Genomic DNA, 26,163 nt, shown 5'->3' with positions numbered 1-26,163 from the left:
ATTGCGCCGATGCTCGCGCCGAATATGGCCTTCTTCACCACGGGCGACGGCGTCAGGCTCGCCTATCGCGTGGACGACTTCACGGATCCCTGGACGAGGCACGACGTGCCGGTGCTGCTGCTGCATGCCGCGATGGGACGGTATCGCCGCTGGTACGGCTGGATCCCCCGCGTGGCGCGGCACTACCCCGTGATCAGCTGGGACATGCGCGGCCATGGCGAATCGCAGATCCCGCCCGCCGACCTGCCGTTCAGCCTGGAGAGGCTGGCGCAGGATGCGCGTGACCTGCTGGACCACCTCGGCGTGGCGCGCGCGCATGTCGTCGGCCTCTCCGCCGGCGGCTATGTCGGACAGCGCCTCGCGATCGAATCGCCGGAACGCGTCGCCTCGCTCTGCCTCTTCGCTTCCACGCCGGGGCTGAAGGGCACGCAGGCCGCGACCTGGCCGGCGCGCATCGGCGAGGTCGGGATCGAGGCTTTCGTGCGCGCGACGGCCGGCGACCGCTTCGGCCCGGACGTGGACCCCGCGCTGGTGGACTGGTTCTGCCGCCAGGTCGGCACCAACGATCCCGCCTGGGTCGGCCGCTTCGTCACCCACATGTCGAGCCGCGACTGGAGCGAGGACCTGCCCCACATCGCCTGCCCGACGCTGATCGTGGCGCCGGGGCACGAGCCCATCGGCGAGAACTCCATCTACGAGAGGATGGCGCATGCCATCCCGAAGGCGCGGCTCGTCAGCTTCGAGGGCATGCCGCACAACATCGGGGACGCCGCGCCTGAACGCTGCGCCGCGGAAGTGCTCGCGTTCCTCGGGGAACAGGGCGCGTGAGCGAGGTGCGGCGATCCGCCATCGTCACCGGCGCCGCGCGCGGAATCGGCCGCGCCTGCGCACTAGCGCTCGCGCGGCAGGGCTTTGCCGTCGCGCTCATTGACCTCCGCGAGGAGGAGCTCGCCGCCACCGTGGCGGAGGTCGCGGGACTCGGGGTGCCTGCCCTGCCCATCGTCGCCGACACCGCCGACCACGACGGCGCGAAGCGGCACGTCGCGGAGATCGCGCAGCGCTTCGGGCGCCTGGACGTGCTGGTGAACAACGCCGCTGTGCCGCAGCCCCGCCGCATCCTCGAGATCACCGAGGCCGAATGGGACGCCGGCATGGCGGTGAACCTCAAGGGCTACTTCAACTGGAGCCAGGCGGTCGCGCCGCTGATGCTGCAGGGCGGTGGCGGGCGGATCGTCAACATCTCCTCCGTCTCCGCCCATACCGGGCCGCGGATCTTCTCCGTCAGCCGCTTCGCCTATTCCACGGCCAAGGCCGGCATCCTCGGCATGACGCGCGCGCTGGCGCGCGAGCTCGCGCCGACCATCACGGTGAACGCCGTCTGCCCCGGCGCGATCGAGACGGAGCGCACGCGCGCCAGCCTCGGCGCGCACTACGACCACGTGATCCGCGAGACGCCGCTGGGGCGGCTCGGCACGCCCGACGACATCGCCGTCGTCGTCGCCTTCCTCGCCACCGCGACTCCGATGTACATGACGGGCGAGGTGATCGACGTGGATGGCGGCGCCAACATCAACTGAGGAGGCAGGCATGCGCGCACACCCGGTCCGCCGCCGCGCGGCGCTCGCCGCCGCGGCGGCCCTGCTGGCGAGGCCCGCCCGCGCACAGGCCTTCCCGGACCGGCCCGTGCGCATCGTCGTGCCCTTCACGCCCGGCGGCGGGACCGACATCGCGGCGCGCGAGATCGGCCGGCGTATGGCGGAGACGCTCGGCCAGCCCGTGGTGATCGAGAACCGGCCCGGCGCCAACACCGCGATCGGCGCGGAGTATGTCGCGCGGTCGCGGCCGGACGGGCACACGCTGCTGCTGACCAGCGGCTCCACCATGCTCGTCGCGCCGCTGGTCACGCGCAGCCTGCCCTATGCGATGGCGGACTTCATCCCGGTCGGGCTGGTCCTGGACCAGTATTTCGGCCTCGGCGCGCCACCGCGCGTGGCCGGCAACGTCGCGGACCTCGTCGCCAAGGCGCGCGTGCGGCCGGATGCGCTAAGCTTCGGCCATACCGGCACGGGCGGCGTCGGCCATCTGCTCGGCGAGAAGCTGATGGCGGCGACCGGCACGCGCATGGTCTCGGTGCCCTATCGCGGCTTCCAGCAGACGGTGACGGACATGCTGGGCGGCACCCTCGACATGACCTTCGAGGGCATCCACAACATCGTGCCCTATCATCGCGACGGCACGGTGAAGCTGCTGGCGCTTGCCAGCCCCGGCCGCGCCCCGCCCCTGCCGGAGGTCCGGACCTTCGCCGAGGAAGGCTATCCCGATCTCTCCGTCGAGGCTTGGCTCGCGCTCTTCGCCCCTGCCGCCACGCCGGCGCCGGTCATGGCGATCCTGAACCGATCGCTGCGCGCGGCCGTGGACAGCCCATCCTTCAAGGACCATGCGGCGAGCCAGGTGCAGAACGCCCGGAGCACGTCGGTCCAGGAGATGCAGGAATCGCTCGCCCGCCAGGTCGAGGTCTGGCGCGCCATCGTCGCGCCGCTGAACCTGCAGATCGACTAGCCGGCATGCCGGGCGTGCTGGTGGTCGGGGCGGGGGCGGTCGGCGGCTACGTCGCCGCGCATCTCGCCCGTGCTGGCGAGACCGTCGCCGTGCTGGAGGACTGGGCGCCGAACCGCGACGCGATCCGTGCGCAGGGAATGGCGGTGGAGGAGCCCGACGGCGACTTCGTCGTGCCGATGCGCGTGGTGGCGCGCGCGGCCGAGGCGGCGCCGGACCTCGTCATACTCTGCACCAAGCTTGCCGATGCGGGTCAGGCCGTCGCCGCAACGGAGCGCGACCATCGTGGCCCCTATCTCGTCACCCTGAACGCGCTGGCCGATCTGGACATTGCGCAGCAATTGGGCGCCGGGCGCGTGATGGGCTGCATCGCGACGGGCCTCTTCGCGCATCTCGTCGCGCCGGGCCGCGTGCGGCGCCACCGCCGCCGCCACGACGGCGGGGCCGCGACCTTCCGCATCGGCGAGACAGCCGGCCCCGCGACGCCGCGCGTCCACGACATGGTGCGCCTGCTCGGCCAGGTCGACCGCGCCGAGGCGGTGGACGACCTGCCGGGCGCGCGCTGGACCAAGCTCGTCTTCAACTGCATGACCTCGCCGCTCTGCGCGCTGCACCGGACGACGCTTCGCAGCCTGTTCGAGGAAGCGAGGCTGCGCGCCGAAATGACCACCGTGGCATTGGAGGTGGTCTCGGTCGCAGCCGCCGCCGGCATTGCACTGGACCCGGTCTGCGACATTGCCGGCGAAACCTGGACCGCGGCCGCGCGCGGCGTGGGCGCGGCACGTGCGACACTGGACGCCGGCCTGCGGCGCTATGGCGCGAAGGTGGACGCGGGCGCGACCAGCGGCATGGCGCAGGACCTCGCGCGCGGCCGCCGGACCGAGGTCGCTTTCGTCAACGGCGCCGTGGTTGCGGAGGCCCGGCGCCTGTCGCTGGCCGCGCCGGGCAATGCCGCGCTGGTCGACGCGCTGGAGGCGATCAGTCCTTCGGTTGCTGGTGGAAGCTGACGCCGGCGTCGCGCACCGCTGCCGCTTCCGGCTGCACCTCCATCGCGATGATCGATGACGCAATGCAGAGATAGTAGCCTGCGATGATGTTGACGTCGGTGACCTGCCGCGGCGTGAAGCAGGCCAGCAGCCGCGCGAAGACAGGCTGCGGCACCCCCTTCAGCGCGGCATAGGCCAGCACGTAGTCGCAAAGCGCGGCTTCGGCCTCGGCCAGGCCGTCCGGCACGCGGCCTTCCCGCAGCGCCTCCAGCTGCGCCGGCGTCAGCCCCGCCGCGAGGCCGAGCGGCGCGTGGTGGTGCCAGGCATAGGCGACGCCGCGGCCGGTGATCAGGATCACCAGCTCCCGCTGCAGCTCCGACAGCTGCGTGCCGTAGCGGCAATAGGTGCCGAGATCGACGATCACCGAGAGCCCCGCCGGCGCATGGCCGAAGGACTTGATGACGTTGGACACGATGCCCCGCGTGCCGCGGAACTTTGCGTAGACCGCGTCCAGTTCCGGGGACTGCGCGGCATCGGCATCCGGCAGGCGCATCGTCAGACTCCCTGGTTCGGCGCGGCGGTAACCTGGCCCGTCGCGTCGCGCGGAATGGCCTGCCAGGCCAGTTCCTTCGCCAGCACCTCCGGCGGCTCGACCTCGAGCTGCATGGCGAGGATCAGCGAGCCTGCCGCGGTGAAATAGGCCGCGAGCAGCGCGGCATCGGTGCATTGCCGCGGCGCGAAATGCCGCTTCAGCGCCGCCCAGGTCGCGTCCGGCACGCCCTGGAAACCGCCCTGCGCGAAGGCGAAGTCGCAGAGCGCGCGTTCGGCCTCCGGCAGCTCGGCGGGCGTGCGGCCAGCCTTGATCTCGGCCATCTGCGCCTCGCTCAGCCCGGCCTGGATCGCCATCGGCGCGTGATGCGCCCACGCGTAGTCGATGTTACGCCCGATGATGCAGACCACGAGCTCGCGCTGGATCTCGGTCAGCTCCGTGCCGTAGCGCGCGTAATGGCCGAGCGACATGAAGCGGTTCAGCGCCTCCGGCGCATGGCCGAGCGAGCGCAGCAAGTTGGAGACAAAGCCGCGGCTGGCGGCGACCTTCTCGAACACGGCGCGCGTCTCGGGCGGCCCGTGCTCCAGCGCGTCGGGAAGTTGCGGCATGGCGATCAACCCCTGGGATGGCCGAACTTGTCTCGGTGGAACTGCAGGATGTCGGCGACGCAGCGGTCCGGCATCATGTCGGCGATGTTGTGGGGCATGTGGGGATATTCGATCATCCGCACATCCGGGATGCGGTCGCGCATGGAATCGTAGCTATGCGCGCTGCCGACGGTCTCCCCGCCGGGATAGATTACCAGGGTGGGGCAGCGGATGCGATGCAGTTCGCCGCTCCATTCCTGTGTGGCAGTGTAGCCGATGAAGCGGATGACGAAGCCCGGGTCGTTCTCCGCGGTCTGCTTCAGGAACCACTCCACCATGGCGGGATCGGTGCTGGCGAGGTCGAAGCGATCCGAGATGGTGTCGCGAAGGAAGGTCGTCAGGCCTTCGCTCTCGATGCGCGGCAGCCAGCCATAGACGGTGTTGCTGAGGCCCGGCGTGGATCCCACCACGGCGAGGCTGTCGAACCTCTCCGGCGAGCGCAGCGCCAGGTTCTGCGCGACATAGCCGCCGGCGGAGTTCGCGGTGAGATGGGCGCGCGCGATACCGAGCCGCCCCATCAGTTCCTCCACGTCGTCCATCAGGCGCGCCATGGTCAGCGGCTTTTCAGGCGGCGGGACGGAGGATGCGCCATGCCCACGCAGGTCCATCCGGATCAGCCGGAAGTGCCGCGCCAGGCCCGGCACCCAGGAATAGAAGCGCTGCGAGTTCCCCATCGCGGAGTGGAACAGCAGCATCACCGGCGGCGTGGTCCAGGGATCTGTGAAGTCGTCGATGTAGAAGGCGATGCGTTCGCCGTCGCTGGCGGTGAAGAACTGCGTCTCGGTCATCGTGTCAGTCCTGCGGCTGGATGCCGGCGTCGCGCACGATCTGGCGGAAGCGGTCGCTGTCGCTGCGGATTAGCTGCGCGAAGGCCTCGGTGCCCAGCTTGCCCGGCACGATGCCGAGCGCCGCGTTGCGTTCGGCGAAGGCCGGCGAATCCAGGATGGGGCGCATCGCGCCGGCGATGCGATCGACGATCGCCGCCGGCATCCCCGCGGGCCCCGCAATGCCCCACCACGCGTCCATGGAGTAGCCGGGATAGCCGGACTCCGCGATGGTCGGCAGGTCGGGCAGGATCGACAGGCGCTCGGTGCCGGTCACCGCCAGTGCGCGGAGCGCACCGGATTGCAGGTGTGGCAGCGCCGGCGCGACGGACAGGATCGCGGTCGGCACGCGCCCAGTGGTCAGGTCGATCAGCGCGTCGGCGTCACCGCGATACGGCACGTGGTCAAGCGTGATCCCGGCCATGTACATGAACAGCGATGTCGCGAGATGCGGGCCCGCGCCCACGCCCGAGGATGCATAGGCGATCGAACCGGGCGGCCGCGACTTCACATAGGCCACGAATTCCGTGACCGAATGCGCGGGGAAATCCTTGTGCACCATCAGGAAGTAAGGCGAGCGCGCGCCCAGCGCCACCGGCTGGAAGTCTCGCACCGGCTCCCAGCTCAGCGGCGTCTTCCGCACGAAGGGCGCCAGCACATGCGCGGAGGAGATCGAGAACAGCGTGTAGCCGTCGGGTGCCGCGCGCGCCGCCGCTTCCGCTGCGATGCCGCCGGCCGCGCCCGCGCGGTTCTCCACCGTCACGGGCTGGCCCAGCGCCTCGCCGAGCGGCGCGGCGATGCCGCGCATGACGATGTCGTTCGCGCCGCCGGCGGGGTAGCCGACCAGCAGCCGGATCGGGCGCGTTGGCCAGGCCTGTGCGAAGGCCGGCAGGGCGAGCGCCGAACCCAGCCCGGCCAGGACGGCCCGTCGTGTCGCAGCCATCCTTCTCTCCTGTTCAGTAGGCCGAGCGGCCGCCATCGGCGGCAATGGTGGCGCCGGTGATCATGCGCGCCGCGTCGGACGCCAGGAAGACGGCCGTCGCCGCGATATGCTCGGGGTCGCCGACCCAGAACGGGTATACGCGCATCCGCCCGATCGGGTCCTGGGGATCGCGGCCGGAGGTCTTCGCGTCCTCGAGGCTGCCGAAGGTGCGGATGACGCGCTCCGTCATCACGCGGCCCGACGCGATGCAGTTCACCCGCACGCCCTGCTTCGCGTAGTGGCCGGCCAGCGCGCGCGTCAGCGACAGGATCGCGCCCTTGGCCGCGCTGTAGCAATGCGCGGGATTGGCGCCGCGCAGCGCCGCGCCCGAGGACATGTTGATCACGGCGCCACCCCCCGCCCTGACGATCTCCGGGATGGCATGGCGGCAGCACAGGAAGGTGCCGCGCAGATCCAGCGCGATGGTGCGGTCGAAGGCATCCAGCGGCACCTCCGTCACCGGCCCATCCGCGGGATCCGTACCGCCCGCGCAGTTGTACAGCACGTCGAGCCGGCCGAAGCGCGCCACCACCTGCGCCACCGCAGACGCCACGCTGGCATCGTCCGTCACGTCGAAGCCCAGGCCCACCGCGTGCCCGCCCGCCGCGCGCACCGACTCCGCCGCGGCCTCCGCACGGTCGGGGTTCAGATCCGCGGCGACCACCGCGGCGCCCGCGGCGGCGAAGGCGCGCATGGCGGCACTGCCGATCCCGCCGCCGCCGCCCGCGACGAAGGCGACCTTGCCGCTCAGCCGGCTGCCGTTCTCCATGGTCGTTACGCCCCGCCGGCCATTCGAGGACGCCCATGAATCGCGCTCCTGCGGAAGCTCTCGCGAGTCCCGCGGCGGCTCGGACAAGACAAGAAGCGGCCGAGGGTCGATCCTTCGCGCGAGACCGGGACGGAAATGGTCACCCCGCGCGCGGCAACGCACGAACAGGCGCCCAGGTCGAAGGAGAGGCAGGCAATGCAGCGATGCACGGTCGTTCCTCTTGCCGTGCAGCATGGGCAGGGTTTCGGCGCTCCTGCAAGATGGTGGGACGGGAGGGCGGACAATCCCACTGCAGACAGCGTGGATCGGCGCAGGATGCTCGCTGAGATGCAGACGACGACCATGGCCGTCCGCGCAAACTCCAGGAGACGGTCCCACGACAGAATGATCGAACGGCCGATGCGAAGGTCCGCTACGGACTTTTGCTATAGCGGCCGGGCGGAATCTGCGACCGCGGATTTGGGCGGAACTCGGGCGTTGGGCCGAAGCCACGGGAGGCCCAGACGCGATGAGGGCCCCCCGCCGTCGCTGGCGGAGGGCCCTCTTCCAAGTGTTGGTCCGGACCTAAGGAGCTCAGATCGGCTCCATGCGATGGTCCGGCATCGCAGACTTCCTCCTACCCATCCCTGGCGCGGTCTCAGCACTCCCATCTTAGGCAGCAAACGATTGGTCGCCAGATCACCCCGGCTCCTACGCTCCGACATGCGGCAGCGAGAGGGCCGGCGTTATGATTCCGTCGTCATCACCGCACCCACGGCTGATGAACTGTGTGTGTGCACCTGAAGAGACCTTGGCAGTGCAGGCCGCCAACAATGCGATGCCGCACCGCCGTGGTCGGCTCGTCCGGCCCTAGTCGACCGACTTGGCATGACAGAGCGGCGGGATGCCCCCGGGGGTCCGCGTCGTTCAGCGTAGAATCTAGGTTTGCACCGGGAGAACGTGGCGGCGTGCCTGGCAGCTGGGCCAGCTGTCGCTCCAAGTGTTGGCACCGCGACGCCGTCCAGGGTGCCAGCATGGCCCGCCTTGGCCGGAATGCGGCGCGTGACGTGGATTGGCGCGCGCGCCATGCCGGCGCATGATCGGCGACGCCGCCGGGTAGGGAGCGACGTAATGAGCGAGGTCAGGAACGGCAACCTCGGGCCATATGCCTTGGCCGGCAAGGTCGCAGCGATCACAGGGGGCAGCAGCGGTATCGGGGCGGCCTCAGCGCGGCGCCTCGCCGAGCAGGGCGCGACGATTGCCATCGGGTACAACGCCGGCCGTGATCGCGCGCAGAAACTCGCCGCCGAGTTGCCTGGCAGTGCCCACCTGCCGATCCACATGCCGGTGACCGACAGCGCCAGGATCCGCGCCGCGGTCGCCGAAGTCGAGGCGAAGCTCGGGCGATGCGACGTACTGGTGAACTCCGCCGGGACGACACGGGCCGTGCCGCATGCCGACCTGGACGCGATGGACGACGAGACCTTTGACCGCATCCTGGTCACCAACGTCCGTGGGCCTTTCTCCACCATCCGCGCCTTCGCTCCGCTGCTGCGCAAGTCGGGCGATGGGGTGATCGTCAACATCTCCTCGCTCACCGCGCTGAACGGCCTGGGCAGCAGCATCGCCTATTGTGCATCCAAGGCCGCGCTCGACACCATGGCGATGTCGCTCGCCCGCGTGCTGGGACCGGAGATCCGCGTCATCGGCGTTTCGCCAGCGGGCGTGGACACGGATTTCGTTCCGGGCCGGAGCCGCGACGCGGTGCTGCGCCAGGCGTCGAGCGCACCACTCAGGACGGTGACGCAGCCCGATGACGTGGCGCTGGCGGTGGTCGCGGCGGTGACGCATCTCCGCCTGACCACCGGCAGCATCCTGCTGGTGGACGGCGGCAAGCGCCTAACCTGACGTCGGCTTGCTGCCCTTGAACAGCGGCTTCGTCGTCCGCGCGGCATAGCGCCACGTGCCGTCGGCACCGCGCACGCACTGGTCGGTGACGGAGCCGATCAGGATCGGGGGCTCCGACATCAGCAGTGCCTCGCCGTCATCGGCATGGAGGCACATGGTCCATTCACAGGCCGCATGATCGGCGTCGTGCACCGTGACGCGAAAGTTGTGGATGAGGTGTCGGGCCACGCGCGGCCCGCGGGATTCGCGCTCGGTGTAAAAGGCACGGATTGGCTGGTGGTGTAGACCCGGTCCTCGGTGAAGAACGCATGCGCGTTGCGGCCCCAGTTGGAGTCCACTTCGCGCCAGAAGGCGACGTTCAGCACCACCTCCAGCTCCTGCCGGATTCGCAGCTCGTCGAACGCCAACTCGCCTCCCTAGAGGTAGTCCGCGAAGTCGGCGGGATCCACCAGCCTGCCTTCGCGTAAGCCCCGCAGCGCCGTCTGGACCATCGCGATCCGCGGTCCGGTGAACGCAAGCGAGCGTAGCAGGGTGGCTAGGGTCCCGAAGACTACACGCGTGTCGCGGTTGCGCGGCCCTCGGCGGTTTCTATGGCACGAGCTGGTTTTTGATGAACTCGCCATCCTTGATGATGGCGGCCATCTTCGCCCCTTCGTTCTGCAGGACGCCGAGATCCTCCAGCGGGTTTCCGTCCACTACGAGCAGGTCGGCGAAGGCGCCGGGCGCGACGACGCCGAGTTTGCCGACCATGCCGATGACCTCGGCGCCAACCAGCGTCGCGCTGCGCAAGATGTCAGCGGGCTTCTGCACCTCGGCCCGCACGAGGAACTCCTCGGGCTGGTGCACCTTCGACGAATAGGCGAGGTCGGTGCCGTAGGCGATGTTCACCCCGTTCCGCGCCGCGATATCGAGCGACCGCGTGCCGGCTTCCAGCACCTGGTTGTTCTTCTCGATCACCTCCGGGGTAAAGCCGATCTTCTCCCCGTTCGCGCCATCGACGCGATAGGTGACGAGCGTCGGAACGAGGAAGGCGTTGCGCTCCGCCATGACTTTCGCTGTCTCGTCGTCGAGGAAGTTGCCGTGCTCGATGGTCCGAATGCCGAGCTCGACGGCGCGCCGGATGCCGCGCGCTGTGTAGACGTGCGCCATGCAGTAGGTGTTCTGCCGCGCGGCCTCGTCCACAATGGCGAGCAGCTCCTCGTCGGAATACTGCAGGTGCGAAAGCGAGTCGGACGGCGAGCTGACGCCGCCGCCGGCCATCACCTTAATGTGGTTGGCGCCCATCCGCAGTTCGTCGCGCACGGCACGGCGGCATTCCGGCACGCCGTCGGCGATGCGCGCCAGGGACGACATGGACTCGCCGCAGGAACAGGCGGGCTCGCTCGGCCAGCGCTTGTCGCCATGCCCGCCGGTCTGGCTTATCGCGCGCCCCGCGACGAAGAGCCGCGGACCGACGCTGATCCGTGCCTCGACCGCCTTACGGTAGCCGGCATCGGCGCCGCCGGCGTCGCGCGCGGTGGTGAAGCCGCGATGGACCATCTGGCGCATCCACATCACGCCGCGCGCCGCAGTGAAGGACAGCGAGAGCTTAGGCTGGTTGAGCACGGCGCCAGGGGCGATGTGGACATGGCAGTCGATCAGCCCCGGCATCAGCGTGCGGCCGCCGAAGTTGATCACCTCCACTCCCGCCGCGTCGATCCCTTTCTCCACCGCGGCGATCGTATTGCCGCGGATCAGCACCTGGTAGCCGCTCCGGAGTTCTCCGGCGGCGACGTCCAGCAGCGCGAAGTTGGTCAGCAGCATGTCGGTCATGGCCACCCGTCCTCAGCTTGCCCGGCGCCGCCGGGCGGGAATGTCAGAGCCGCGCCCCCGATGCGGGGTCGAAGAGATGGATGCGGTCGGCCTTCAGCGCGAACGGCACGACCTCGCCTGGCCGCAGCGCGGATTCCGCCGGCGCGCGCACCGTGAACTCCTGGTCCCCGACCGACAGCAGGACGAGCGTCTCGTGGCCGAGGGCCTCGACGACGGCGACCTCGGCTGTGGCTGGCCCCTCGCCCAGCAGGATATGCTCGGGCCGGATGCCCGCGGCGACCGGTCCCGAGGCCGCCACACCGGCGAGCGGAAGGTCCGTCAGCGCCGCGCTGCGCAGCAGGCCCTCCGTCAGCGTGGCATCCCAAAAATTCATCGCCGGCGTGCCGACGAAGCCCGCGACGAAGCGGTTGGCCGGGCGCCCGTAGATCTCGGCGGGCGTGCCTACCTGCTGCAGCAAGCCGCGATACATCACGGCGATGCGGGTCGACATGGTCATCGCCTCGAGCTGATCGTGGGTGACGAAGACCATGGTGTTGCCGAGCCGCGCGTGGAGCCGGATCAGCTCGGTCCGCATAGTGGATCGCAGCTGCGCATCGAGGTTCGAGAGCGGCTCGTCGAACAGGAAGACCGCGGGGTCACGGATCATCGCCCTGCCCAGTGCCACGCGCTGCTGCTGCCCTCCGGAGAGCTGGCGAGGGCGGCGGTCCAGCAACTCGTCGATGTGGAGCAGCTTCGCCGTGCGGTCGATCATTGCCGGCCGCTCCCCCGCCGGCACGCCGCGCCGCTTCAGCGGGTATTCCAAGTTCCCTCGGACCGTAAGGTGCGGATAGAGCGCGTAGTTCTGGAAAACCATCGCGATGTTGCGCTTCGACGGCGGCAGTCGGTCCACGCGCTCGCTATCGAAGTGGATTTCGCCGGCCGACAGCATCTCGAGGCCGGCGATCATGCGAAGTGTCGTGGTCTTGCCGCAGCCGGAAGGGCCCAGCAGCGTCAGGAACTCGCCATCGGCGATGGTGAGGTCGAGGTCCTGCACCGCGACGGCGCCGCCGGGGAACTCCTTCCGCACGCCCCGGAGCCGGATTTCGGTCACGCCGTTAGCCCTTCACAGCGCCGGCGCCGAAGCCCTGCACGACGTAGCGCTGCAGGAACAGGAACATCAGCAGGAGCGGCACGCTCATCATGGTCGCCGCGGCCATCACCATCCCCCATTCGATCGCATACCCCGTGACAAGTGTGCCCATGATCCCCGTGGGCAGTGTGCGCCGTGCGTCGTCGTTGATCATCACCAGCGCATAGAGATACTCGTTCCAGCACAGCAGGAAGGTGAAGACGCCAGTGGTGATGATGCCGGGTAGCGCCTGCGGCAGCACCACGTCGGCGAAGGCCCGCAGGCGCGACGCGCCGTCGATCGTCGCGGCGGCCTCCAGTTCCGGCGGGATATCGGCGAAGAAGGCGCGCATCATCCACAGGCCGAACGGCAGCGCCAGGCTGGTATAGGCGACGATCAGCCCCGGCAGCGTGTTGGCGAGGCCGACGCCCGCGATCATCAGGTAGATCGGAATGAGCACCGCGGTGCTCGGCATCATGTAGGCCAGCAGCAGGCCGCGCGCGATGAGCCTGTCGCCGCGCAGGCGGAAGGCCGTCATGGCATAGGCGCCGAGGGTCGCGATCGCCAGCACGATCGCGGTGGTGCAGACCGCGACGATCAGACTGTTGCCGGCATAGGTCAGGAACTTCGTCTGCGTCAGCACGTCGGCAAAGTTCTTCAGCGTCGGCGTGGCGGGGATGAAGGTCGGCGGCCTGGCGAAGATCTCCGTCGAGGGCTTCAGTGCCGTCCCGATCATCCACACGAGCGGAAAGGTCGTCGCGATTACCACGACCCAGGTCAGGCCGGTCCAGAACAGCCGCTCGATGCGGATCACCGCTCGGGCTCCGCGCCGGGGCTGTGGCGCAGCGCCCGAAGATAAAGCGCGATCAGCACCAGCATGCAGAGCAGCATGATCACTGCGATCGCCAGCGCGCGACCCATCGCGAATAGCTCGAAACCTTCCTTGTAGACCAGCAGGGGCAGCGTGGTGGTGCCCATCACGGGACCGCCGCCGGTCATCAGGAAGATTAGGTCGAACTCGCGGAAGTCCCACACCGCACGCAGCAGCGTCACGACCGACAGCACCCCGGCCAACTGCGTCAGGGTGATGTCGCGGAACCGCGCGAAGCGGGAGGCGCCGTCAATCTCCGCGGCCTCGTAGAGCTGCGCCGGGATCGACTGCAGCCGCGCCAGCACCGCGATCACCACGAAGGGGAAGGTCCGCCAGGACCCCACGACGATGACGGTGAGCATGGCATTGGGCATGGCGCCGAACCAATCCACGCGCGGCAACCCGGCGGCCTGCCAAAGGTAGGTCACGATGCCGTTGCTGTCGTGCAGCATCCACTGCCAGACCAGCGCGGCCACCAGCACCGGCATGAGGTAGGGGAACAGGATCAGCGCCCGCGCCAGCTTCCGCCCGACGAAGCTGCGGTTCAGAAGCAACGCTACCGCCACACCGCCACCGATCTGCAGGATCAGCGACCCGGCCAGCCAGATGAAGTTGTTGCCCAGCGCCGTCCAGAACACCTCGTCGCCTAAGATGTCCTGGTAGTTCTCCCAGCCCACGAAGACCATGCGGCGGGTCAGCGGGTGCATCTCGTAGAAGCTCAGCATGACCGCCTGAACCAGCGGCCAGCCCAGCAGTAGTGCCAGCAGAAGGACCGTCGGCGTGAGGAGGAGGTAGCCGAGGCCTTTGTCGCGATCCAGCACGGCGCGTCAGCGCATCAGCCGCGCGATCCTGTCCTGCCCCATGGCGGCGGCGCGGCGTGGTGGCATGCCCTCGATGACCACGCGCTGGATGGTATCGGCGAAGACGCCGCTCCCCTGGATCTCGCCGGCCTTGGTGATCAGGGGATAGTCGTCGGTCGGCTTGCACGTCGCGTGCGCTCTGGACAGCGTGTCGATGCTGATGTCGAGCTCCTTGCGGTACCTCACCAGCAGCGGATGCCCCAGGTACTCCGGGCTGCTGCTGATCGACCGTAGCATGGGAATCTGATGTCCCGGCGTCGCATTGATGAAATCGATGTAGGTGTCCTTCTTGAAGTTCCAGGCCGCGAACTTCCGCGCGGCCTCTACATTCCGCGCGGCCTTCGGGATCACAATGCATTCGAAGGCACCGGACCACCACGGGCGGTCGGCCGACTGCAGCGGGAAGGGCACGACCGAGATCTTGTCGGCAAGGGCCGGATTCTCCGCGTTCACGTTGCCGATCGCCCGCCCGGTGTACATGCAGGTCGCGGACTGGCCGGTTACATAGGCGTTGAGCACATCGAAGAAGTCGTAGCGGTTCGCGCCCGGTGGGCAGAACTGGTGCATCTCCTTCACGAACTCGAGCATCGCGACGGTCGCGTCGGAGTTGAACACCACCGAGCCGTCTGGCGCGATCACGCGACCGCCCGCCTGGTAGATCAATGTCCACGTGATGCTGTTGGTCATCGCGGTCTTGCCGTAGGGCAACGAGGCGCCGTAGACGCCGCCCCGAGTAAGCCGCCGCGCGACGTTGATCATTTCAGCCCAGGTGCGGGGCGGCGTCAGCCCTGCTTCCTGCAGCAGGTCGGTCCGGTACCAGAGCAGCGAGACGCAGTTGTTGGACGCCGGCGCCGCGAAGTAGCTGCCGCGGTCCTTGAACAGGTTGCGCGCCGCGGGCTCGAAATCCTCCTCGCCGATGTCCCGGATCACGTCGTCCATCGGCAGCACCAGGCCCTGACCGTAGAGGGAGACCGCATTCTCCGACGTGATCTGCAGCACCAGGTCTGGCACGTCGCCGCCCGCATAGGCCGCGGCAAGCTTGGGCCAAAGGTCGGTCTGCGAGACCGGGAGGATGGAGACGCGGATGCCGGGATTGGCGGCCTCGAAGCTCCGTACCATCGCCTCGTAGGCCTGCAGCTGCCCCGGCGCGCGCTGAAGTGTCATGACGCGCAACGTGACCGGCGCTTGCGCTCGAGCGGTTCCGGCAAGACCGGCAGCTCCGACCGTCTGGAGCAGGGTCCGGCGCATCACTGCGCGACGCCACCCGAATTGCATCGACACTCTCCTGGCGATCAATGCGTGGCAGCTTAGCTGCAAGCTGCCGGCCCGCAGCAAGAAAAAGCGCACATTCCGCTCGCAATGGACAACTCGGCTACCCTCAGGGCCTCCGGATTACTGCCGCACTGCTCGGCAGCGCCCGTTACGCTGCCGAGCTCGATGACGGCGAGGAAGATCCTCAGCGTGACCCCGTCGGGCGGTGTCGCCGTCAGCCGGACATGCGGAACGTTTCCGTTGGGCGGGATGAAGCGCGCATTCGCCGCAGGGAAGCCGGCAGGCGATACCGGGCGGCACGGTCGCAGTGGTTCGTACCGAGCCCTCTGCCGGCGGTCGATCTGCACAGCTTCGCAAGAAGCCAGAGAAACACAGATTTCTAGGCGGATCACTCGGCCTGGGAGATCCCCGCCGGACTGACCATAGAGGCGGTCACCGGGACCGGGTGAACGCGGCGAAGCACGATTGGCCGCGGCACCGCCCGTCGGCCAGTGCGAATGTCTCCTTCGGGGGGAGAGCAGAAGGGCGGGGCCATCGACACAATGAGGGCGCCCCGCCATCGCTGGCGGAGCGCCCTCTTTCACGTTGCCCGTCTCCCGATCGGCCTGAATCGGCCCTGCCCGGCGGTGCCGGCTCGCATATGCCGTCCGTCCCAACCCTGGCGCGCTCGGCGCACCACGCGGGATCCACGACACAGCACACCACAATGCCTCGGCAGGTCACGGCCAGCGATGGCTGCCCCGACATGCGGCGGCGCCACGTCCCGTCTCGTAACCGCCAGGCCGCCCCTGCATCTGCAGCGGGCGTGCGGCGTGAGGCTCTTCGGCGGACCCCGGCGATGCCGGCCGCCAACTCATGCGATGCCGCACCGGCTTGTGGTGGGCCCGTCCGGTCCTGATCGGGAGACCAGGCGGCACAGTTCGCGCGGGCGCGTTCGTCGGCGATCCGCGTGCTGTTCAGGAAGATCTGGTGGGAACGCATGCGGCATGCCGAGCGGCGCCGCCGCGACTGTCACGCCGATATAGATTGGTGCGAGAGGCCAACATTCAAGCCGGGGCTGGCGATGCCGATGTTATAGATGCCGATGTTGTAGTATTCGTCGAAGGCGACAACGCCCCCATCCAGCCAAGGGACGCGGCGAACTCGCTGAGGGCGGCGCGGTGGTCTGGGCTGAGCGTCGTGATGTCAGGGGCTGTCGCTCGGCTGGCCTCCCGATGCCGGTCCGCGTCATTGGCACAAGCGGGCCGGACCTCGTCCATACCGAGGGCCTTTCGCTCGATCGTCTGGATGGCCTGCCCGAGCTTCGCCGCCGCCAGGATGGCGCTTGCGAGGCTGCCGCCGCGGCCGAGCAGCGTATCCTTCGCATCATCATCGTGGTCGAGCACACCATGCAGGAGCACGCAGATCGTCTCGAACATGTCGTGCAGCATGGCCGCCATGCCGAGATGGCGAAGGTTGGCAGCCGCGATCGCCTTGGCCGCCTCATGTTCGAGTTCAGCGCGCCGTGTCGCAACAGCTGCGGGGTCGGTGCGGACCTCTGCCGCAGACCGCGCACGTGCAAGTGCCAGGAGGGTGGCCTCCCGACCACGTGCACGGGCACGCTCGATCGCGGCACCGTCACGCTGCCAGGCATCGCGCCGGCTAGCAGCACGCTTGCGGATCGCCTTTTCCGAAACGCCGTGCTTTGCCGCGAGCGCGCGCGTGGATGTGCTCCCATACTCGTACTCGGCGCGCAAAGCCTCCCAGCGCTGCGCCGTCAGCGCCGGCATGACCAGCTGCTCCAGCACTGCCGTGGCTGCCTGCGCCCAACGGGATACGACCAAAGCACCATGCGCGGATTATACCACGCTCATCGTGATTTCGGTGGAGCTGATGATCTTGCTGGTGTCGATGGCGTCTGTCGGCACTATCCCGAGTGCACATGCGAATCGAGAGGGCAGCGCATCGGCCGTCGACCCGCTTCGTGCTAAATCGGTCGATTGACGGCGATGCCGGGTGACCCTGCCTCGATACAGCGCGTTCGAGACCTCGGTGGCAGGTGCGCTCCGCGCGCTCGGCCACAACGTAGCACTTCAGGTCGGCGTGGCGGGTTATCGCATCGATCTTGCAGTGCGGCATCCCGAAGAGACCGAGCGCTTTGTCCTCGGGATCGAGTGCGACGGAGCAACCTACCACCGCGCGTCGGCTGGAAGTTGGCTCGGGTGTGGTCGACGGACTGGTTCCGCGATCCAGTAGGCCAGACCGAGCGGCTGTCGCGCGAGATTGGCCTAGTTTTGGGGCAAACGCCCATCGGAATCCAGCCTCGGCGCCGCCTTGTTGAAGACGCGGACGCACCTGCGCCGCACTCGGTCGGGCGGCCGGAAGCCCATCGCGCCCCCGCGCAGCCGGCGGAGGGAGCGCCGACCGCGTCCGCGAGTGCCTTGCAAGCCGAGCCGCTTGAAGGAGACGCAGCGCCGGGTGCGGCTGGAAAGGGCGGCACGCTGAGGGAGGCCCTTGCCGCTTTCCGCGACGGAGTCATTCTACGCGACTTTCCTGGAAGCGAGCCCGGGCGATGTATCCTGAGGGACGCGATGATCGAGTTGATCATCAAGACGGGTCTCGACGACCCGAAGGACTTCCACACAAAGATCCCCGAGTTTCATCGGACGCGCACTGACGGCCGCCAGGTGGCATTTCTGCCTCAGATCTGCGAACTCGTAGAGGAGTACGGCGTCGAGGTTTAGGCGTTATCAGTCACGCGTGTTCAGCCGGCGGCGCTCGTCCCAAACTACCGGAAACGGCCTAAGCACCGCCGGCAGCGTCAAATCCTCCGGCTGCCGCCCGTCCAGGATGGCCTCCACGACGTCCGGCGCGAGCAGCGTTAGCCGAAGCACGCGCGACACGTAGGAAGGGTTGATTTTCTCGGCCGCGGCCAGCTCGTTAATCGTAGCGAATTGGCCGGACTCCAGCATCCGCCGCCACCGGAAGGCCCGCGCCACCGCCTTGATGAGGGTGATGTCCTGCCGGCGCTCCAGCGCCAGCACGCCGGGCGTGACCATCGCCTTCCGCCCGCCGCGTGGCTTTACCGCGAGCGGGAAGACCACGGTCAGGGTCTGCGCCGCCTCGCTCACGCCGCAGCCCTCCCGGCCTCAGGCGCCTCGGCGGCCAAGTCCCGCACCAGACTGCCGAGCCCGTCGAGCCGCAGCCGCACCGCGGCGCCCTCGGACCGGATGTCGACCCGATCCACCAGCAGCCGGACGATGCGCGCTCTCTCGGCCGGGAAGAGCTCGTCCCACAGCGGCTCGATTCGCTCCACTGCCAGCAGCACTTCCTGCTCGGTCACGTCCGGCGCCGTCGTGCGCGCCGCCCGCCAGGTGCCGACCACCATCTCGGGCTGCCGCAGTAGCGCGCGGACTTGCGCGACCACCGCCGCCTCGATGTCGCCGGCCGGGAGGCGTGCGATCGCCGGCCGCTGCGTCGCGCCGCCCTTCAGCACGGCCTGGCTGACATAGTAGCGGTACATCTGCCCGCCCCGCCCGCGGCTGTGGCTGGGCGACATGGCGCGGCCGTCGCTGTCAAAGATCAGCCCGCGTAGCAGGAGCGCGGTGGTGTTTCGCGTCCGGTTGACCCGCACCCGCGGGCTGACCTGCAAGACGGCGTGCACCGCGTCCCACTGCGCCTGGGTGACGATGGCGCGGTGCTCTCCGGGATAGGCCGTGCCCTTGTGCACGGCGTCGCCGAGGTACACGCGGTTGCTCAGGATCCGGTAGACGTCGCTCTTCGTCAGCGGCCGGTCCCGCTTCGTCGTGGCGCCCTCGGCGCGCAGAACCTGCACCAGCTTGGTGCAGGACTCCGTCGCGACGAAGCCCTGGAAGATCCGTCGCACCAGCCCGGCCTCGGCGTCGTTGACGACCAGCTTTCGCTCGCGCACGTCATAGCCGAGCGGCACGTAGCCGCCCATCCACATGCCCCGCTTGCGGGACGCCGCCACTTTGTCGCGGATGCGCTCGCCAATGACCTCGCGCTCGAACTGCGCGAAGCTCAATAGGATGTTCAGCGTCAGCCGCCCCATGCTGGTCGTGGTGTTGAAGGACTGAGTCACAGAAACAAAGGTGACGCTGTTCGCGTCGAACACCTCGACCAGCTTGGTGAAGTCGACGAGCGAGCGGCTCAGACGATCGATCTTGTAGACCACCACCACGTCGACCAGCCCGTCCTGGATGTCGGCGACCAGCCGCTTCAGGGCGGGGCGCTCCAAGGTGCCGCCGGAGATGCCGCCATCGTCGTAGCGGTCGCGCACCAGCACCCAGCCCTCGGCGCGCTGACTGGCGATGTAGGCCTCGCAGGCCTCGCGCTGCGCGTCGAGGGAGCTGAATTCCATGTCGAGGCCTTCCTCGCTCGACTTCCGCGTGTAGACAGCGCAGCGCAGCTTCCGCACGGTCGCTGGCATCGCGCCGGCCGGCTTCGCATCGCGCTTCATGCGGCGCTCCGGCTCGGGCGGAGCCCGAAGAACACCCGCCCGTTCCACCGCGTGCCCGTGATGGCGCGGGCGATGGCGGAGAGCGACTGGTAGGGGCGGCCCCCGTACTCGTACCCATCGCGCGTGACGGTCACGACGTGCTCGACGCCCTGGTACTCGCGGATCAGCTGCGTGCCGGCGATCGGCTTGTCGTCGCCGCGCATGCGGCGGACCGTGACCTTGCCGCCGTCGAGCTGCTCGCCTAGGGCCTCGAGGCGGGCCAGCGTCTCCGGCTTCAGCCCGCCGTAGGCGAGCTCCTGGATCCGGTAGGCGAGCCGGCTCTCCAGGAACCGTCGATTGTACGGCGGTGGCTCCGTGCCGAAGAGATCTCGCCACTGCTGCTTCAGCGCCGGCGTGGCGGCAGTCTTCAGGGCGGCGAGCCGGCCGAGCACATCGGCGGGCGGGATGGCCGGGGCGGTGAACGCCGGCGGGGTCGTGTGCCTGGGCTTCGTGGTGCGCGTCATGCGTCTCTCCGAATCGTCGGGTTCGCATGACCGCGCTGCGGCGCGGTGAAGTGTAGCAACCGCTCTCCGCGGTCCGCGGCGTCGCGCTCGGTAGCCTCGGCAGCGCGGCTGCGCAGCCGCAGGATTGGACCCCGAGGCGGAGATCGGCGTTCCAGAAGCCGCGGGCGGATGCGCAGCGCCCGGCCAGTAAGCACTGATGCAGGGAGGACCAGCATGCTCAAGGGCGGATGCTTGTGCGGCCACGTTCGGTACGAGGCGGGCGGCACGCCGTTCCACCCCACGGTCTGCCACTGTTCGATGTGCCGACGTGCGGCAGGCGCTCCGATGGTGGCGTGGTTCACGGTGCGGCGCGCGCAGTTCCGCTTTGTGGGCAGCGCGGCGACACGCTTTGCCTCCAGCGCCGGGGTAACGCGCACCTTCTGCCCGCGCTGCGGCACGTCGCTGACATTCGAGACTGAGGAGTTCCCGGACGAGATCGATGTCACGACAGTAAGCCTCGACGACCCCGATGCCGTGCCGCCGGCCGACCACACACGGACGGCAACGCAATTGCGCTGGGTGCGGCTGGCGGACGGCCTCCCCGTCTATCTAGACCGACGACCCGATAAGTAGTTTCGGCGATGCCTTCCGGCGAAGTGCTCTGCCCGGCGGCGGCGTCGCGCTCGCGGCTCCTCAGCCGCAGCAGGCCGCGGGCGAGCAGGTCGCAGATCTCGCGGAGATGGAGGGGGAGGTGGGAATTGAAGGACGGATGCAGCGGGCTCACACTTTGAACTACCCGCTACGGCGGCAATCCGTCCCGCTCAGACCGCGTTTGCGACAGGGTCATGTAGGTGGATCGGCGGGCTGACCTTAGAGCCCTGTGTGGACGGCCCCTTTGACGCAAGTACGATTTGACGATCGGCGCCGCGGTCGGGTGCGGTCATGTGTCCGGCCTGTTCGCGCGGCCTATGGCCGCTGGCCCTGATGCAATCCGCGACCTGGCTCCCAATCAGTTTCGCGCGCTCGATGACGCGAGACTCTAAACGGGTTCTGCCGGGCCCCGGGTTCGACCGGTACGCCATCACGCCACCATCGCCCTCACGCACCCGCCGGTCGCGGCGACCTCCGGCGGGGAACCGTCAATGCCTATGCGCCCACGGGCTGCGGCGCTCCGCGCGGCGGGCGATAGCTGTCGCCGCGCGCCAGCAGCGCCCAGACGATCCGTGCCGTCTTGTTTGCCTGCGCGACCGCCGCGACCATCGTCGGGCGGCGCTCGATGAGCTCGGCGAGCCAGCCCTCCCGTGCCTTGATGCGGGTATGCCGGATCACCGCGGTCGCCCCGAGCACCAGGAGGCGCCTCAGGTAGCGGTCGCCGGCCTTGGAGATGCCGCCCTGCCGCGGCTTTCCGCCAGTGCTGTTCCGCTTCGGCACGAGGCCAATCCAAGCCGCGAAATGCCGCGCCGAGGCGAAGTTCGACACGTCGCCGACGGTGGCGACGATCGCCGACGCAGTGATCGGGCCGATGCCGGGCACTGCCGCGAGACGCCGGCTGGCATCGCTCTCCTTGTGCCAGACAAGGATCGCCGCCTCGATCTCCTCCACCCGCTTCCCGAGCGCCTCCAGCTCCGCCGCCAATCCTCGCAGCGCCTGACGGGCCAGGGGCGGCAAGGTGGTCTCATCCTCGCCGAGCAGCACCGCCAGCAGGTCTGCGACGCGGCTCATCCCTTGTGGCGCCACGAAGCCGAACTCGGCCAAGTGCCCGCGGAGCGCGTTCACCACCGCAGTGCGCTGCCGAACCAGCAGATCCCGGGTCCGGTGCAGCACCAGCACCGCCTGCTGCTCTGACGTCTTCACCGGCACGAAGCGCATCGTCGGCCGGGCCACCGCTTCGCAGATCGCCTCGGCATCGGCCGCGTCGGTCTTGCCGCGCTTCACATAGGGCTTCACGTACGCCGCCGGGATCAGCCGCGCCTCGTGGCCAAGCGCCCGGATCTCGCGCGCCCAGTGATGCGCCGTGCCGCAGGCCTCGATGCCCACGAGGCACGGCGGCAGTGCGCGGACGAAGTCGAGCACCTCGGCCCGCCCAAGCTTGCGCCGCAGCACCGCGCGACCGACGGCGTCAACTCCGTGCGCCTGGAACACCCGCTTGGCGATGTCCAGGCCGATCGTGGTAATCTCCATGGCGGACGGCTCCTTTGCTCGCTGCCCTCGACAGCCGCGAGCCTGGCACATCGATGCCGCTCAGGGGCCGTCCACCGCATCAGATTCAGAATGGCGACGGAACAGCCGTTGGCGTTTCGAGCGCTGCTGCCGTCGGCCTCTCCGCGTGGTCGCATCTAAAGGGTTAGCGACGTAGACAAGCGAATGAAGGCATCGTCGGCGGCTGTAGCATGGCGCCGCCGACGATGCCTCCATTTGCTCGCCCTAACCTCACTGCTTGATGAGGAAATCGTCTTTCGACTTTCCTTCAGCCTGCGCGGTCTGAAGCCATCTCGGCATGCGGCCGCGACCGCTCCACAGTTCCCCATCTGGCCCCTTGTATTTCGGCGCCAGCCCCTGCCCCTCGGCCTTCTTTGAGGCCTTTGCGCGACCACGCTTGGCCAGCTGAGTGAGCTCGCCGAAGAGTTCGCGGATGGAGATGCCTAGCTCAGCCGCCCGGCGTTCCATCTCCTCCTTAAGGGATCTTCTCTCGCCCTCAGCCTTGTCGCGGATCTTGGCCTCGGCTGCACTCGCGATCTGCCGGAGGTTTCCGACACTCATCCTGTCTAGAGCTTGGAGGATCTGGCGCAGCGAGACAGCGTCATCCGCTTCAGCCTCAGGCTGCCGCGACCGGGGCTTCGATATAGCTTTCCTGGCTGCCATCGAACTTCTCTCCTCTATACCCGACACTCCCTATATTCCGCCGCCCCAACCAAATTGAACATCGTTCCGCACTCACGACGACGTAAAGCCGGTGTACTGAACGCATTGTGGCTTGGGCGGAAACATCGCTGCGCAGCTGAGTAACTCAAGGGGGCCGAGATGAGGCGACGCTCATCTTCCCCTACTCGGCATCATCTCCTCGTCGCTCCACCCGGAGCTTCCATTCGGGTACGCCTTGTTCTTCAAACTCAGTGGGAGCGGACCATGCTGGCGCCCTGGCCGCGGCAGACGGGCACTCAGGCTGGCAGGCGAGCCACCGCCTCCTGGTAGCGGCGCCAGAGCATCGCGATCTTCTTCTTCACTGTGCTGCGGTCCGGGTGCTGGTCACGCGCGGCGAACCACTCCTCCATGCGACGCACCATAGCTGCCTGGCTCTCGGGCATGCCGTCGATCTGCAGGCGGACGGCTGCTTCGCACCAGAACTCGTCCCAGTCGTACTTCGGCAAAGCGCCGCGCGCGACGGCACGAACAGGCGCGGCCGGTGCCGCGGCAGCGGATGCCTGCGCCGCTTCAAATCGCTCGAGCTCAGCATGCCGGACGACCAACCGCTCGCGCAGAACATGGAGCGCCTGATCGTCATCCGCGCGCCATCCCACTGACCGGTAGCGCTCCGGGTCCGCCCGAAAGGACCTGACCTCGCAGCTCCCCGTGGTCATGACCTCCCAGGCGTCGTGCGCGCCCAGGTCGAGCGGGCCCGTAAAGAAGTGCTGCCGATCCGGGACGTTGGCCCAGTCGCCGTCCCCCATGTCCTCGATCGAGCCTTCCTCGAGCGGGAGCCGGACAACGACGATTGACAGCGTCAGCTCGCCAGCGATGGCGAAGTTCGCGATGTCGAGCTCGCTGACGCCCCACCTCTGGCGCACCTCTGCCAGGCCATAGCAGGGCTTCCTCACGATAACCACTGATGTCACCCGCGGTTGATGGCACGCATACGCCTATAGGCAAGCACCACCTTGGCCATGTCCTTGCGCATGTCAGGCGGAAGCCGCTGCGCCTCGACGAACAGGTCATCCATGCGTACGCCCAGGATCGCCGCTGCGCGCTCAATGAGCTCGTCGCGGGGCGGCTTCTCCATCTCGCGCTCGATGCGCGACCAGTAGGCGGGTGACACATCGAGGCGCTCGGCGAAGTCGTTCAGCCCGATCCCGAGCGCAGTGCGCCGCGCGCGCACACATGCTCCGAAGCTCACGGCACCCAGCCTCCCTTGATCAGCCGGTAGCGCGCGACCCGCACCGCCACGAAGCGTTCCGACACACCGAAGTCGGCGGCTGCGGCAGCGAGCACGCCCTCGATCGCCTCGCGGGAGTTGTCCGCGGCGAGAATGCGGCTTCCCGCCCTGCCGTGATGCACGCCGTAGACCATCCGCAGCCGCTCGGCGCGGGCGTGCACGACAAGCCGCAGGTGCAGCGCGATCGGCGGAGCGAGCAGCGCCCCCATGAACTCGTTTGCGCGCCACTCCGCGCGGATCATCGTCGGATCGAATAGTGCGCTGGCGCTGCTGAGTGCGCTTCTATAGCGCCGCGCGGGTGCTGCGTCGGCCAGGACTGGTGGCACGTCGAACAGCACATGTGCCAACTCATGTGCGGCCGTGCTGGAGGCTAGGTCCGGGCGGCCCGCCAGCAGACTTCCATTGATTGACACAACCGCGGTCTCAGGCAGGTCGGGGTCGGTCTCGCAGACGCCCAGCACTGGGCGACCGTCAGCATCATGCACGGGACCCGCGAGATCCCAGGCCACGCGAATGGTCCGCCCATTGACGCACACCTCCCTGGCAGCCTGAGCAAGCCGCTCGGCCGGCAGCGCCAACCCTTCGCCCGACCCCAGCACCTGTCGGCGCACCAGTGCTGCAATTCGCCACACCGCGGCGGTGGGGAGCCGCGCCGGCGTGGTCGGCCATGGCTGCGAATAGGCGATTTCGATCGGCATAGGATCAACCTGCCGATCCGGACCCACAGCCCAGCGGAGCAGCGCACTCCGGGGGGATACATTCCTGCCCTGCTGGGCCGCTGCAAAGTTTCAGACCAACTAAGCGCTTGATCCGGTTTTGGGGATTTGGTCGCGCACGGCTTCTATTCCCCATTCCGCCCCTTTCCGCCTCCACCCCCCGACGCGTCCCGTGATTCCTTCTCTCGGTCACAAGCACCGAGGGATCTCGAATGACCACCGTTGCCCTGTCCCTGGCCGATCTCCGGCGCCTGCACGCCGTTGCACAGCGCGAGGCGCGGCGCGTCCGCCGGATCGCTCGGCTGCCGTCCCACCAAGTGGAGGACATCCGGCAGGAGATGCTGCTGGACTTCCTGGCGCGGCTGCCTGCTTTCGATGCCGAGCGCGGCAGCCTTGAGGCCTTCGCCACCGTCTGCTTCCGGCACCGCGGCATCCGCATCGCGGAGCGTGAGCGCCGCGAGCGGGCGCGCCGTCATGAGGCACGGCTCGACCAGCCCGTCTGCGACTTCGGTCAGGGAAATATGGAGCACCTCACGCTGGAGGAGGTGATCCCGGAGTCCGAGGGATATGCCGCCTGGTGCGGCCAGCAGACCGACGCGGTGGCGGCGGCCGAACGTCGACTCAATCTGAACCGCGCGAGTGCCGCGCTCGATGGGCGCGACTACCCGATCTGCGTCGCGCTGGCCGACTGCACGCCGCACGATCTCGCCCAGCGCGGGCCTCTGACTCGCTCCGTCCTTTATCGGCGCCTGCAGGAGATGCGGCTGCGCCTGCTCGCCGCCGGGCTCTTCGCGTGAGTGGGACGGATCAGCGGGTCGGTGAGTAGGTCTAAGTATGAAGCACAGCATCACTCCACCCGACCCGCAGATCCCGCTTACCGAAGCGGCGCTGTGGATCAGCATGGAACAAGGGCTCTGACTCACTTTCCGTGCAGGTGATCGGACGATGGCGTTGGTGGCGCGTAGGAGGTGCACTCAACTCAAAGGCTCCGCCATGTTCGGCCCCGATTTCCACGCGGTCATCCCGGTCGGATTGGTGCTCGATGAGGTCGAGATCGGCAGCACGCGCATCGCCATGACCGTGCGAAGCGCCATGCTGGAGGGCTTCTGTCCCGACTGCGGGGTCCGGTCGGCGCGCCTCCACAGCAGCTACACGCGGCGCCTGCTGGACCTTCCCTCGCACGGCCGCATGGTTGAACTGCGCCTCGCGGTCCGCCGCTTCCGTTGTCCCGA

At 68.6% G+C, this 26,163-nt stretch carries 30 protein-coding genes; 10 read left to right on the top strand and 20 right to left on the bottom strand.

Going from position 1 to position 26,163, the window contains the following annotated elements; all coding sequences use genetic code 11:
* Positions 1–9: 9 nt before the first annotated feature.
* From ACLF3M_RS29960 to ACLF3M_RS29945, 4 genes are read left to right on the top strand one after another with little or no spacing between them, the layout of a single operon-like run.
* Complete coding sequence (locus ACLF3M_RS29960; protein ID WP_430660682.1) at positions 10–828, top strand: alpha/beta fold hydrolase; 819 nt, start codon at positions 10–12, stop codon at positions 826–828.
* Positions 825–1,577: an SDR family NAD(P)-dependent oxidoreductase gene (locus ACLF3M_RS29955; RefSeq protein WP_430660681.1), complete on the top strand. Its 753-nt coding sequence runs from the start codon at positions 825–827 to the stop codon at positions 1,575–1,577. The genes ACLF3M_RS29960 and ACLF3M_RS29955 overlap by 4 nt, the downstream gene beginning before the upstream one ends.
* 10 nt (positions 1,578–1,587) lie before the next feature.
* Positions 1,588–2,559 (top strand): Bug family tripartite tricarboxylate transporter substrate binding protein, encoded by a 972-nt coding sequence (locus ACLF3M_RS29950; RefSeq protein ID WP_430660680.1) that lies wholly within the window; start codon positions 1,588–1,590, stop codon positions 2,557–2,559.
* Positions 2,560–2,564: 5 nt separating this feature from the next.
* On the top strand, positions 2,565–3,563 hold the full coding sequence (locus ACLF3M_RS29945; protein ID WP_430660679.1) for a ketopantoate reductase family protein: 999 nt from the start codon (positions 2,565–2,567) through the stop codon (positions 3,561–3,563).
* Here ACLF3M_RS29945 and ACLF3M_RS29940 read toward each other — a convergent pair.
* Genes ACLF3M_RS29940 through ACLF3M_RS29920 form a run of 5 tightly spaced genes read right to left on the bottom strand, consistent with a single transcriptional unit; the run spans position 3,535 to position 7,314 of the window.
* Positions 3,535–4,095: a carboxymuconolactone decarboxylase family protein gene (locus ACLF3M_RS29940; RefSeq protein ID WP_430660678.1), complete on the bottom strand. Its 561-nt coding sequence runs from the start codon at positions 4,093–4,095 to the stop codon at positions 3,535–3,537. The two genes, ACLF3M_RS29945 and ACLF3M_RS29940, sit on opposite strands and share 29 nt — an antisense overlap.
* Before the next feature lie 2 nt (positions 4,096–4,097).
* Positions 4,098–4,700 (bottom strand): carboxymuconolactone decarboxylase family protein, encoded by a 603-nt coding sequence (locus ACLF3M_RS29935; RefSeq protein ID WP_430660677.1) that lies wholly within the window; start codon positions 4,698–4,700, stop codon positions 4,098–4,100.
* 5 nt (positions 4,701–4,705) lie between these two features.
* A complete protein-coding gene (locus tag ACLF3M_RS29930) occupies positions 4,706–5,527 on the bottom strand; it encodes an alpha/beta fold hydrolase (protein ID WP_430660676.1) in 822 nt (273 codons plus the stop codon).
* 4 nt (positions 5,528–5,531) lie between these two features.
* A complete protein-coding gene (locus ACLF3M_RS29925) occupies positions 5,532–6,506 on the bottom strand; it encodes a Bug family tripartite tricarboxylate transporter substrate binding protein (protein WP_430660675.1) in 975 nt (324 codons plus the stop codon).
* A 13-nt stretch (positions 6,507–6,519) separates the two neighbouring features.
* Entirely contained in the window at positions 6,520–7,314 is a 795-nt protein-coding gene (locus tag ACLF3M_RS29920; protein WP_430660674.1) for an SDR family NAD(P)-dependent oxidoreductase, read from the bottom strand.
* A gap of 1,110 nt (positions 7,315–8,424) precedes the next feature.
* Here ACLF3M_RS29920 and ACLF3M_RS29915 point away from each other — a divergent pair.
* Positions 8,425–9,201, top strand: a complete 777-nt coding sequence (locus ACLF3M_RS29915; protein WP_430660673.1) for an SDR family NAD(P)-dependent oxidoreductase — start codon at positions 8,425–8,427, stop codon at positions 9,199–9,201.
* Here the strand turns inward: ACLF3M_RS29915 and ACLF3M_RS29910 are convergent.
* From ACLF3M_RS29910 to ACLF3M_RS29880, 7 genes are all read right to left on the bottom strand, one after another.
* Complete coding sequence (locus ACLF3M_RS29910) at positions 9,193–9,429, bottom strand: hypothetical protein (protein ID WP_430660672.1); 237 nt, start codon at positions 9,427–9,429, stop codon at positions 9,193–9,195. The genes ACLF3M_RS29915 and ACLF3M_RS29910 overlap by 9 nt on opposite strands.
* A 360-nt stretch (positions 9,430–9,789) precedes the next feature.
* On the bottom strand, positions 9,790–11,013 hold the full coding sequence (locus tag ACLF3M_RS29905) for an amidohydrolase family protein (RefSeq protein ID WP_430660671.1): 1,224 nt from the start codon (positions 11,011–11,013) through the stop codon (positions 9,790–9,792).
* Positions 11,014–11,056: 43 nt separating this feature from the next.
* On the bottom strand, positions 11,057–12,103 hold the full coding sequence (locus tag ACLF3M_RS29900; protein ID WP_430660670.1) for an ABC transporter ATP-binding protein: 1,047 nt from the start codon (positions 12,101–12,103) through the stop codon (positions 11,057–11,059).
* A gap of 4 nt (positions 12,104–12,107) precedes the next feature.
* Complete coding sequence (locus ACLF3M_RS29895) at positions 12,108–12,935, bottom strand: carbohydrate ABC transporter permease (RefSeq protein WP_430660669.1); 828 nt, start codon at positions 12,933–12,935, stop codon at positions 12,108–12,110.
* Positions 12,932–13,813 carry a carbohydrate ABC transporter permease gene (locus ACLF3M_RS29890; RefSeq protein ID WP_430660668.1) on the bottom strand — a complete coding sequence of 294 codons (882 nt, stop codon included), beginning with the start codon at positions 13,811–13,813 and terminating at the stop codon, positions 12,932–12,934. Before ACLF3M_RS29890 ends, ACLF3M_RS29895 begins: the two co-directional genes overlap by 4 nt.
* Positions 13,814–13,819: 6 nt before the next feature.
* Positions 13,820–15,187 (bottom strand): ABC transporter substrate-binding protein, encoded by a 1,368-nt coding sequence (locus ACLF3M_RS29885; protein ID WP_430660667.1) that lies wholly within the window; start codon positions 15,185–15,187, stop codon positions 13,820–13,822.
* Positions 15,188–16,170: 983 nt separating this feature from the next.
* A complete protein-coding gene (locus ACLF3M_RS29880; RefSeq protein ID WP_430660666.1) occupies positions 16,171–16,911 on the bottom strand; it encodes a hypothetical protein in 741 nt (246 codons plus the stop codon).
* 208 nt (positions 16,912–17,119) lie between these two features.
* Between ACLF3M_RS29880 and ACLF3M_RS29875 the strand changes: the two genes are divergently transcribed.
* The gene (locus tag ACLF3M_RS29875) at positions 17,120–17,359 is read left to right on the top strand and encodes a hypothetical protein (protein ID WP_430660665.1); all 240 of its coding nucleotides are present in this window, start codon (positions 17,120–17,122) and stop codon (positions 17,357–17,359) included.
* A gap of 335 nt (positions 17,360–17,694) precedes the next feature.
* Positions 17,695–17,847, top strand: a complete 153-nt coding sequence (locus ACLF3M_RS29870; RefSeq protein ID WP_430660664.1) for a hypothetical protein — start codon at positions 17,695–17,697, stop codon at positions 17,845–17,847.
* 6 nt (positions 17,848–17,853) lie between these two features.
* Here ACLF3M_RS29870 and ACLF3M_RS29865 read toward each other — a convergent pair whose 3' ends face one another.
* From ACLF3M_RS29865 to ACLF3M_RS29855, 3 genes are read right to left on the bottom strand one after another with little or no spacing between them, the layout of a single operon-like run.
* A complete protein-coding gene (locus tag ACLF3M_RS29865; protein WP_430660663.1) occupies positions 17,854–18,234 on the bottom strand; it encodes a hypothetical protein in 381 nt (126 codons plus the stop codon).
* Positions 18,231–19,583, bottom strand: coding sequence for a recombinase family protein (locus ACLF3M_RS29860; RefSeq protein WP_430660662.1), 1,353 nt, complete (start codon positions 19,581–19,583; stop codon positions 18,231–18,233). Before ACLF3M_RS29860 ends, ACLF3M_RS29865 begins: the two co-directional genes overlap by 4 nt.
* The gene (locus tag ACLF3M_RS29855) at positions 19,580–20,086 is read right to left on the bottom strand and encodes a DUF2924 domain-containing protein (protein WP_430660661.1); all 507 of its coding nucleotides are present in this window, start codon (positions 20,084–20,086) and stop codon (positions 19,580–19,582) included. The genes ACLF3M_RS29860 and ACLF3M_RS29855 overlap by 4 nt, the downstream gene beginning before the upstream one ends.
* A gap of 213 nt (positions 20,087–20,299) precedes the next feature.
* Here ACLF3M_RS29855 and ACLF3M_RS29850 point away from each other — a divergent pair, with 213 nt between their 5' ends.
* Positions 20,300–20,698 (top strand): GFA family protein, encoded by a 399-nt coding sequence (locus ACLF3M_RS29850; RefSeq protein ID WP_430660660.1) that lies wholly within the window; start codon positions 20,300–20,302, stop codon positions 20,696–20,698.
* 513 nt (positions 20,699–21,211) lie between these two features.
* On the opposite strand, the gene ACLF3M_RS29845 is transcribed toward ACLF3M_RS29850, so the two are convergent.
* The 5 genes from ACLF3M_RS29845 to ACLF3M_RS29825 form a co-directional block, all read right to left on the bottom strand.
* Entirely contained in the window at positions 21,212–22,246 is a 1,035-nt protein-coding gene (locus tag ACLF3M_RS29845) for an IS110 family transposase (protein ID WP_430660659.1), read from the bottom strand.
* A gap of 249 nt (positions 22,247–22,495) precedes the next feature.
* Entirely contained in the window at positions 22,496–22,927 is a 432-nt protein-coding gene (locus ACLF3M_RS29840) for an H-NS family nucleoid-associated regulatory protein (protein ID WP_430660658.1), read from the bottom strand.
* Positions 22,928–23,223: 296 nt separating this feature from the next.
* A complete protein-coding gene (locus tag ACLF3M_RS29835; RefSeq protein WP_430660657.1) occupies positions 23,224–23,880 on the bottom strand; it encodes a hypothetical protein in 657 nt (218 codons plus the stop codon).
* Between the two features lie 14 nt (positions 23,881–23,894).
* Positions 23,895–24,176, bottom strand: coding sequence for a helix-turn-helix domain-containing protein (locus tag ACLF3M_RS29830; protein WP_430660656.1), 282 nt, complete (start codon positions 24,174–24,176; stop codon positions 23,895–23,897).
* On the bottom strand, positions 24,173–24,913 hold the full coding sequence (locus ACLF3M_RS29825) for an ImmA/IrrE family metallo-endopeptidase (RefSeq protein ID WP_430660655.1): 741 nt from the start codon (positions 24,911–24,913) through the stop codon (positions 24,173–24,175). Before ACLF3M_RS29825 ends, ACLF3M_RS29830 begins: the two co-directional genes overlap by 4 nt.
* A 230-nt stretch (positions 24,914–25,143) precedes the next feature.
* Between ACLF3M_RS29825 and ACLF3M_RS29820 the strand changes: the two genes are divergently transcribed.
* Both ACLF3M_RS29820 and ACLF3M_RS29815 read left to right on the top strand, forming a co-directional pair.
* Positions 25,144–25,728, top strand: a complete 585-nt coding sequence (locus ACLF3M_RS29820; RefSeq protein ID WP_430660654.1) for a sigma factor — start codon at positions 25,144–25,146, stop codon at positions 25,726–25,728.
* Positions 25,729–25,924: 196 nt separating this feature from the next.
* Positions 25,925–26,163, top strand: a 239-nt coding sequence (locus tag ACLF3M_RS29815) for a transposase family protein (protein WP_430660653.1), incomplete at its 3' end; no start/stop codon positions are given.

It is taken from the genome of Falsiroseomonas sp. HW251 (assembly GCF_050563545.1).
GTDB lineage: Bacteria > Pseudomonadota > Alphaproteobacteria > Acetobacterales > Acetobacteraceae > Falsiroseomonas.
This window is presented reverse-complemented; position numbering and strand designations above follow the sequence as displayed.

What these genes read in the sequence shown, in the direction of transcription:
- ACLF3M_RS29960 (WP_430660682.1), top strand. Translation starts at nt 10, where the DNA reads ATGCTCGCGCCGAATATGGCCTTCTTCACCACGGGCGACGGCGTCAGG.
- ACLF3M_RS29950 (WP_430660680.1), top strand. Translation starts at nt 1,588, where the DNA reads ATGCGCGCACACCCGGTCCGCCGCCGCGCGGCGCTCGCCGCCGCGGCG.
- ACLF3M_RS29945 (WP_430660679.1), top strand. Translation starts at nt 2,565, where the DNA reads ATGCCGGGCGTGCTGGTGGTCGGGGCGGGGGCGGTCGGCGGCTACGTC.
- ACLF3M_RS29940 (WP_430660678.1), bottom strand. Translation starts at nt 4,095, where the DNA reads ATGCGCCTGCCGGATGCCGATGCCGCGCAGTCCCCGGAACTGGACGCG.
- ACLF3M_RS29935 (WP_430660677.1), bottom strand. Translation starts at nt 4,700, where the DNA reads ATGCCGCAACTTCCCGACGCGCTGGAGCACGGGCCGCCCGAGACGCGC.
- ACLF3M_RS29930 (WP_430660676.1), bottom strand. Translation starts at nt 5,527, where the DNA reads ATGACCGAGACGCAGTTCTTCACCGCCAGCGACGGCGAACGCATCGCC.
- ACLF3M_RS29925 (WP_430660675.1), bottom strand. Translation starts at nt 6,506, where the DNA reads ATGGCTGCGACACGACGGGCCGTCCTGGCCGGGCTGGGTTCGGCGCTC.
- ACLF3M_RS29920 (WP_430660674.1), bottom strand. Translation starts at nt 7,314, where the DNA reads ATGGAGAACGGCAGCCGGCTGAGCGGCAAGGTCGCCTTCGTCGCGGGC.
- ACLF3M_RS29915 (WP_430660673.1), top strand. Translation starts at nt 8,425, where the DNA reads ATGAGCGAGGTCAGGAACGGCAACCTCGGGCCATATGCCTTGGCCGGC.
- ACLF3M_RS29905 (WP_430660671.1), bottom strand. Translation starts at nt 11,013, where the DNA reads ATGACCGACATGCTGCTGACCAACTTCGCGCTGCTGGACGTCGCCGCC.
- ACLF3M_RS29870 (WP_430660664.1), top strand. Translation starts at nt 17,695, where the DNA reads ATGATCGAGTTGATCATCAAGACGGGTCTCGACGACCCGAAGGACTTC.
- ACLF3M_RS29860 (WP_430660662.1), bottom strand. Translation starts at nt 19,583, where the DNA reads ATGAAGCGCGATGCGAAGCCGGCCGGCGCGATGCCAGCGACCGTGCGG.
- ACLF3M_RS29855 (WP_430660661.1), bottom strand. Translation starts at nt 20,086, where the DNA reads ATGACGCGCACCACGAAGCCCAGGCACACGACCCCGCCGGCGTTCACC.
- ACLF3M_RS29850 (WP_430660660.1), top strand. Translation starts at nt 20,300, where the DNA reads ATGCTCAAGGGCGGATGCTTGTGCGGCCACGTTCGGTACGAGGCGGGC.
- ACLF3M_RS29845 (WP_430660659.1), bottom strand. Translation starts at nt 22,246, where the DNA reads ATGGAGATTACCACGATCGGCCTGGACATCGCCAAGCGGGTGTTCCAG.
- ACLF3M_RS29840 (WP_430660658.1), bottom strand. Translation starts at nt 22,927, where the DNA reads ATGGCAGCCAGGAAAGCTATATCGAAGCCCCGGTCGCGGCAGCCTGAG.
- ACLF3M_RS29825 (WP_430660655.1), bottom strand. Translation starts at nt 24,913, where the DNA reads ATGCCGATCGAAATCGCCTATTCGCAGCCATGGCCGACCACGCCGGCG.
- ACLF3M_RS29820 (WP_430660654.1), top strand. Translation starts at nt 25,144, where the DNA reads ATGACCACCGTTGCCCTGTCCCTGGCCGATCTCCGGCGCCTGCACGCC.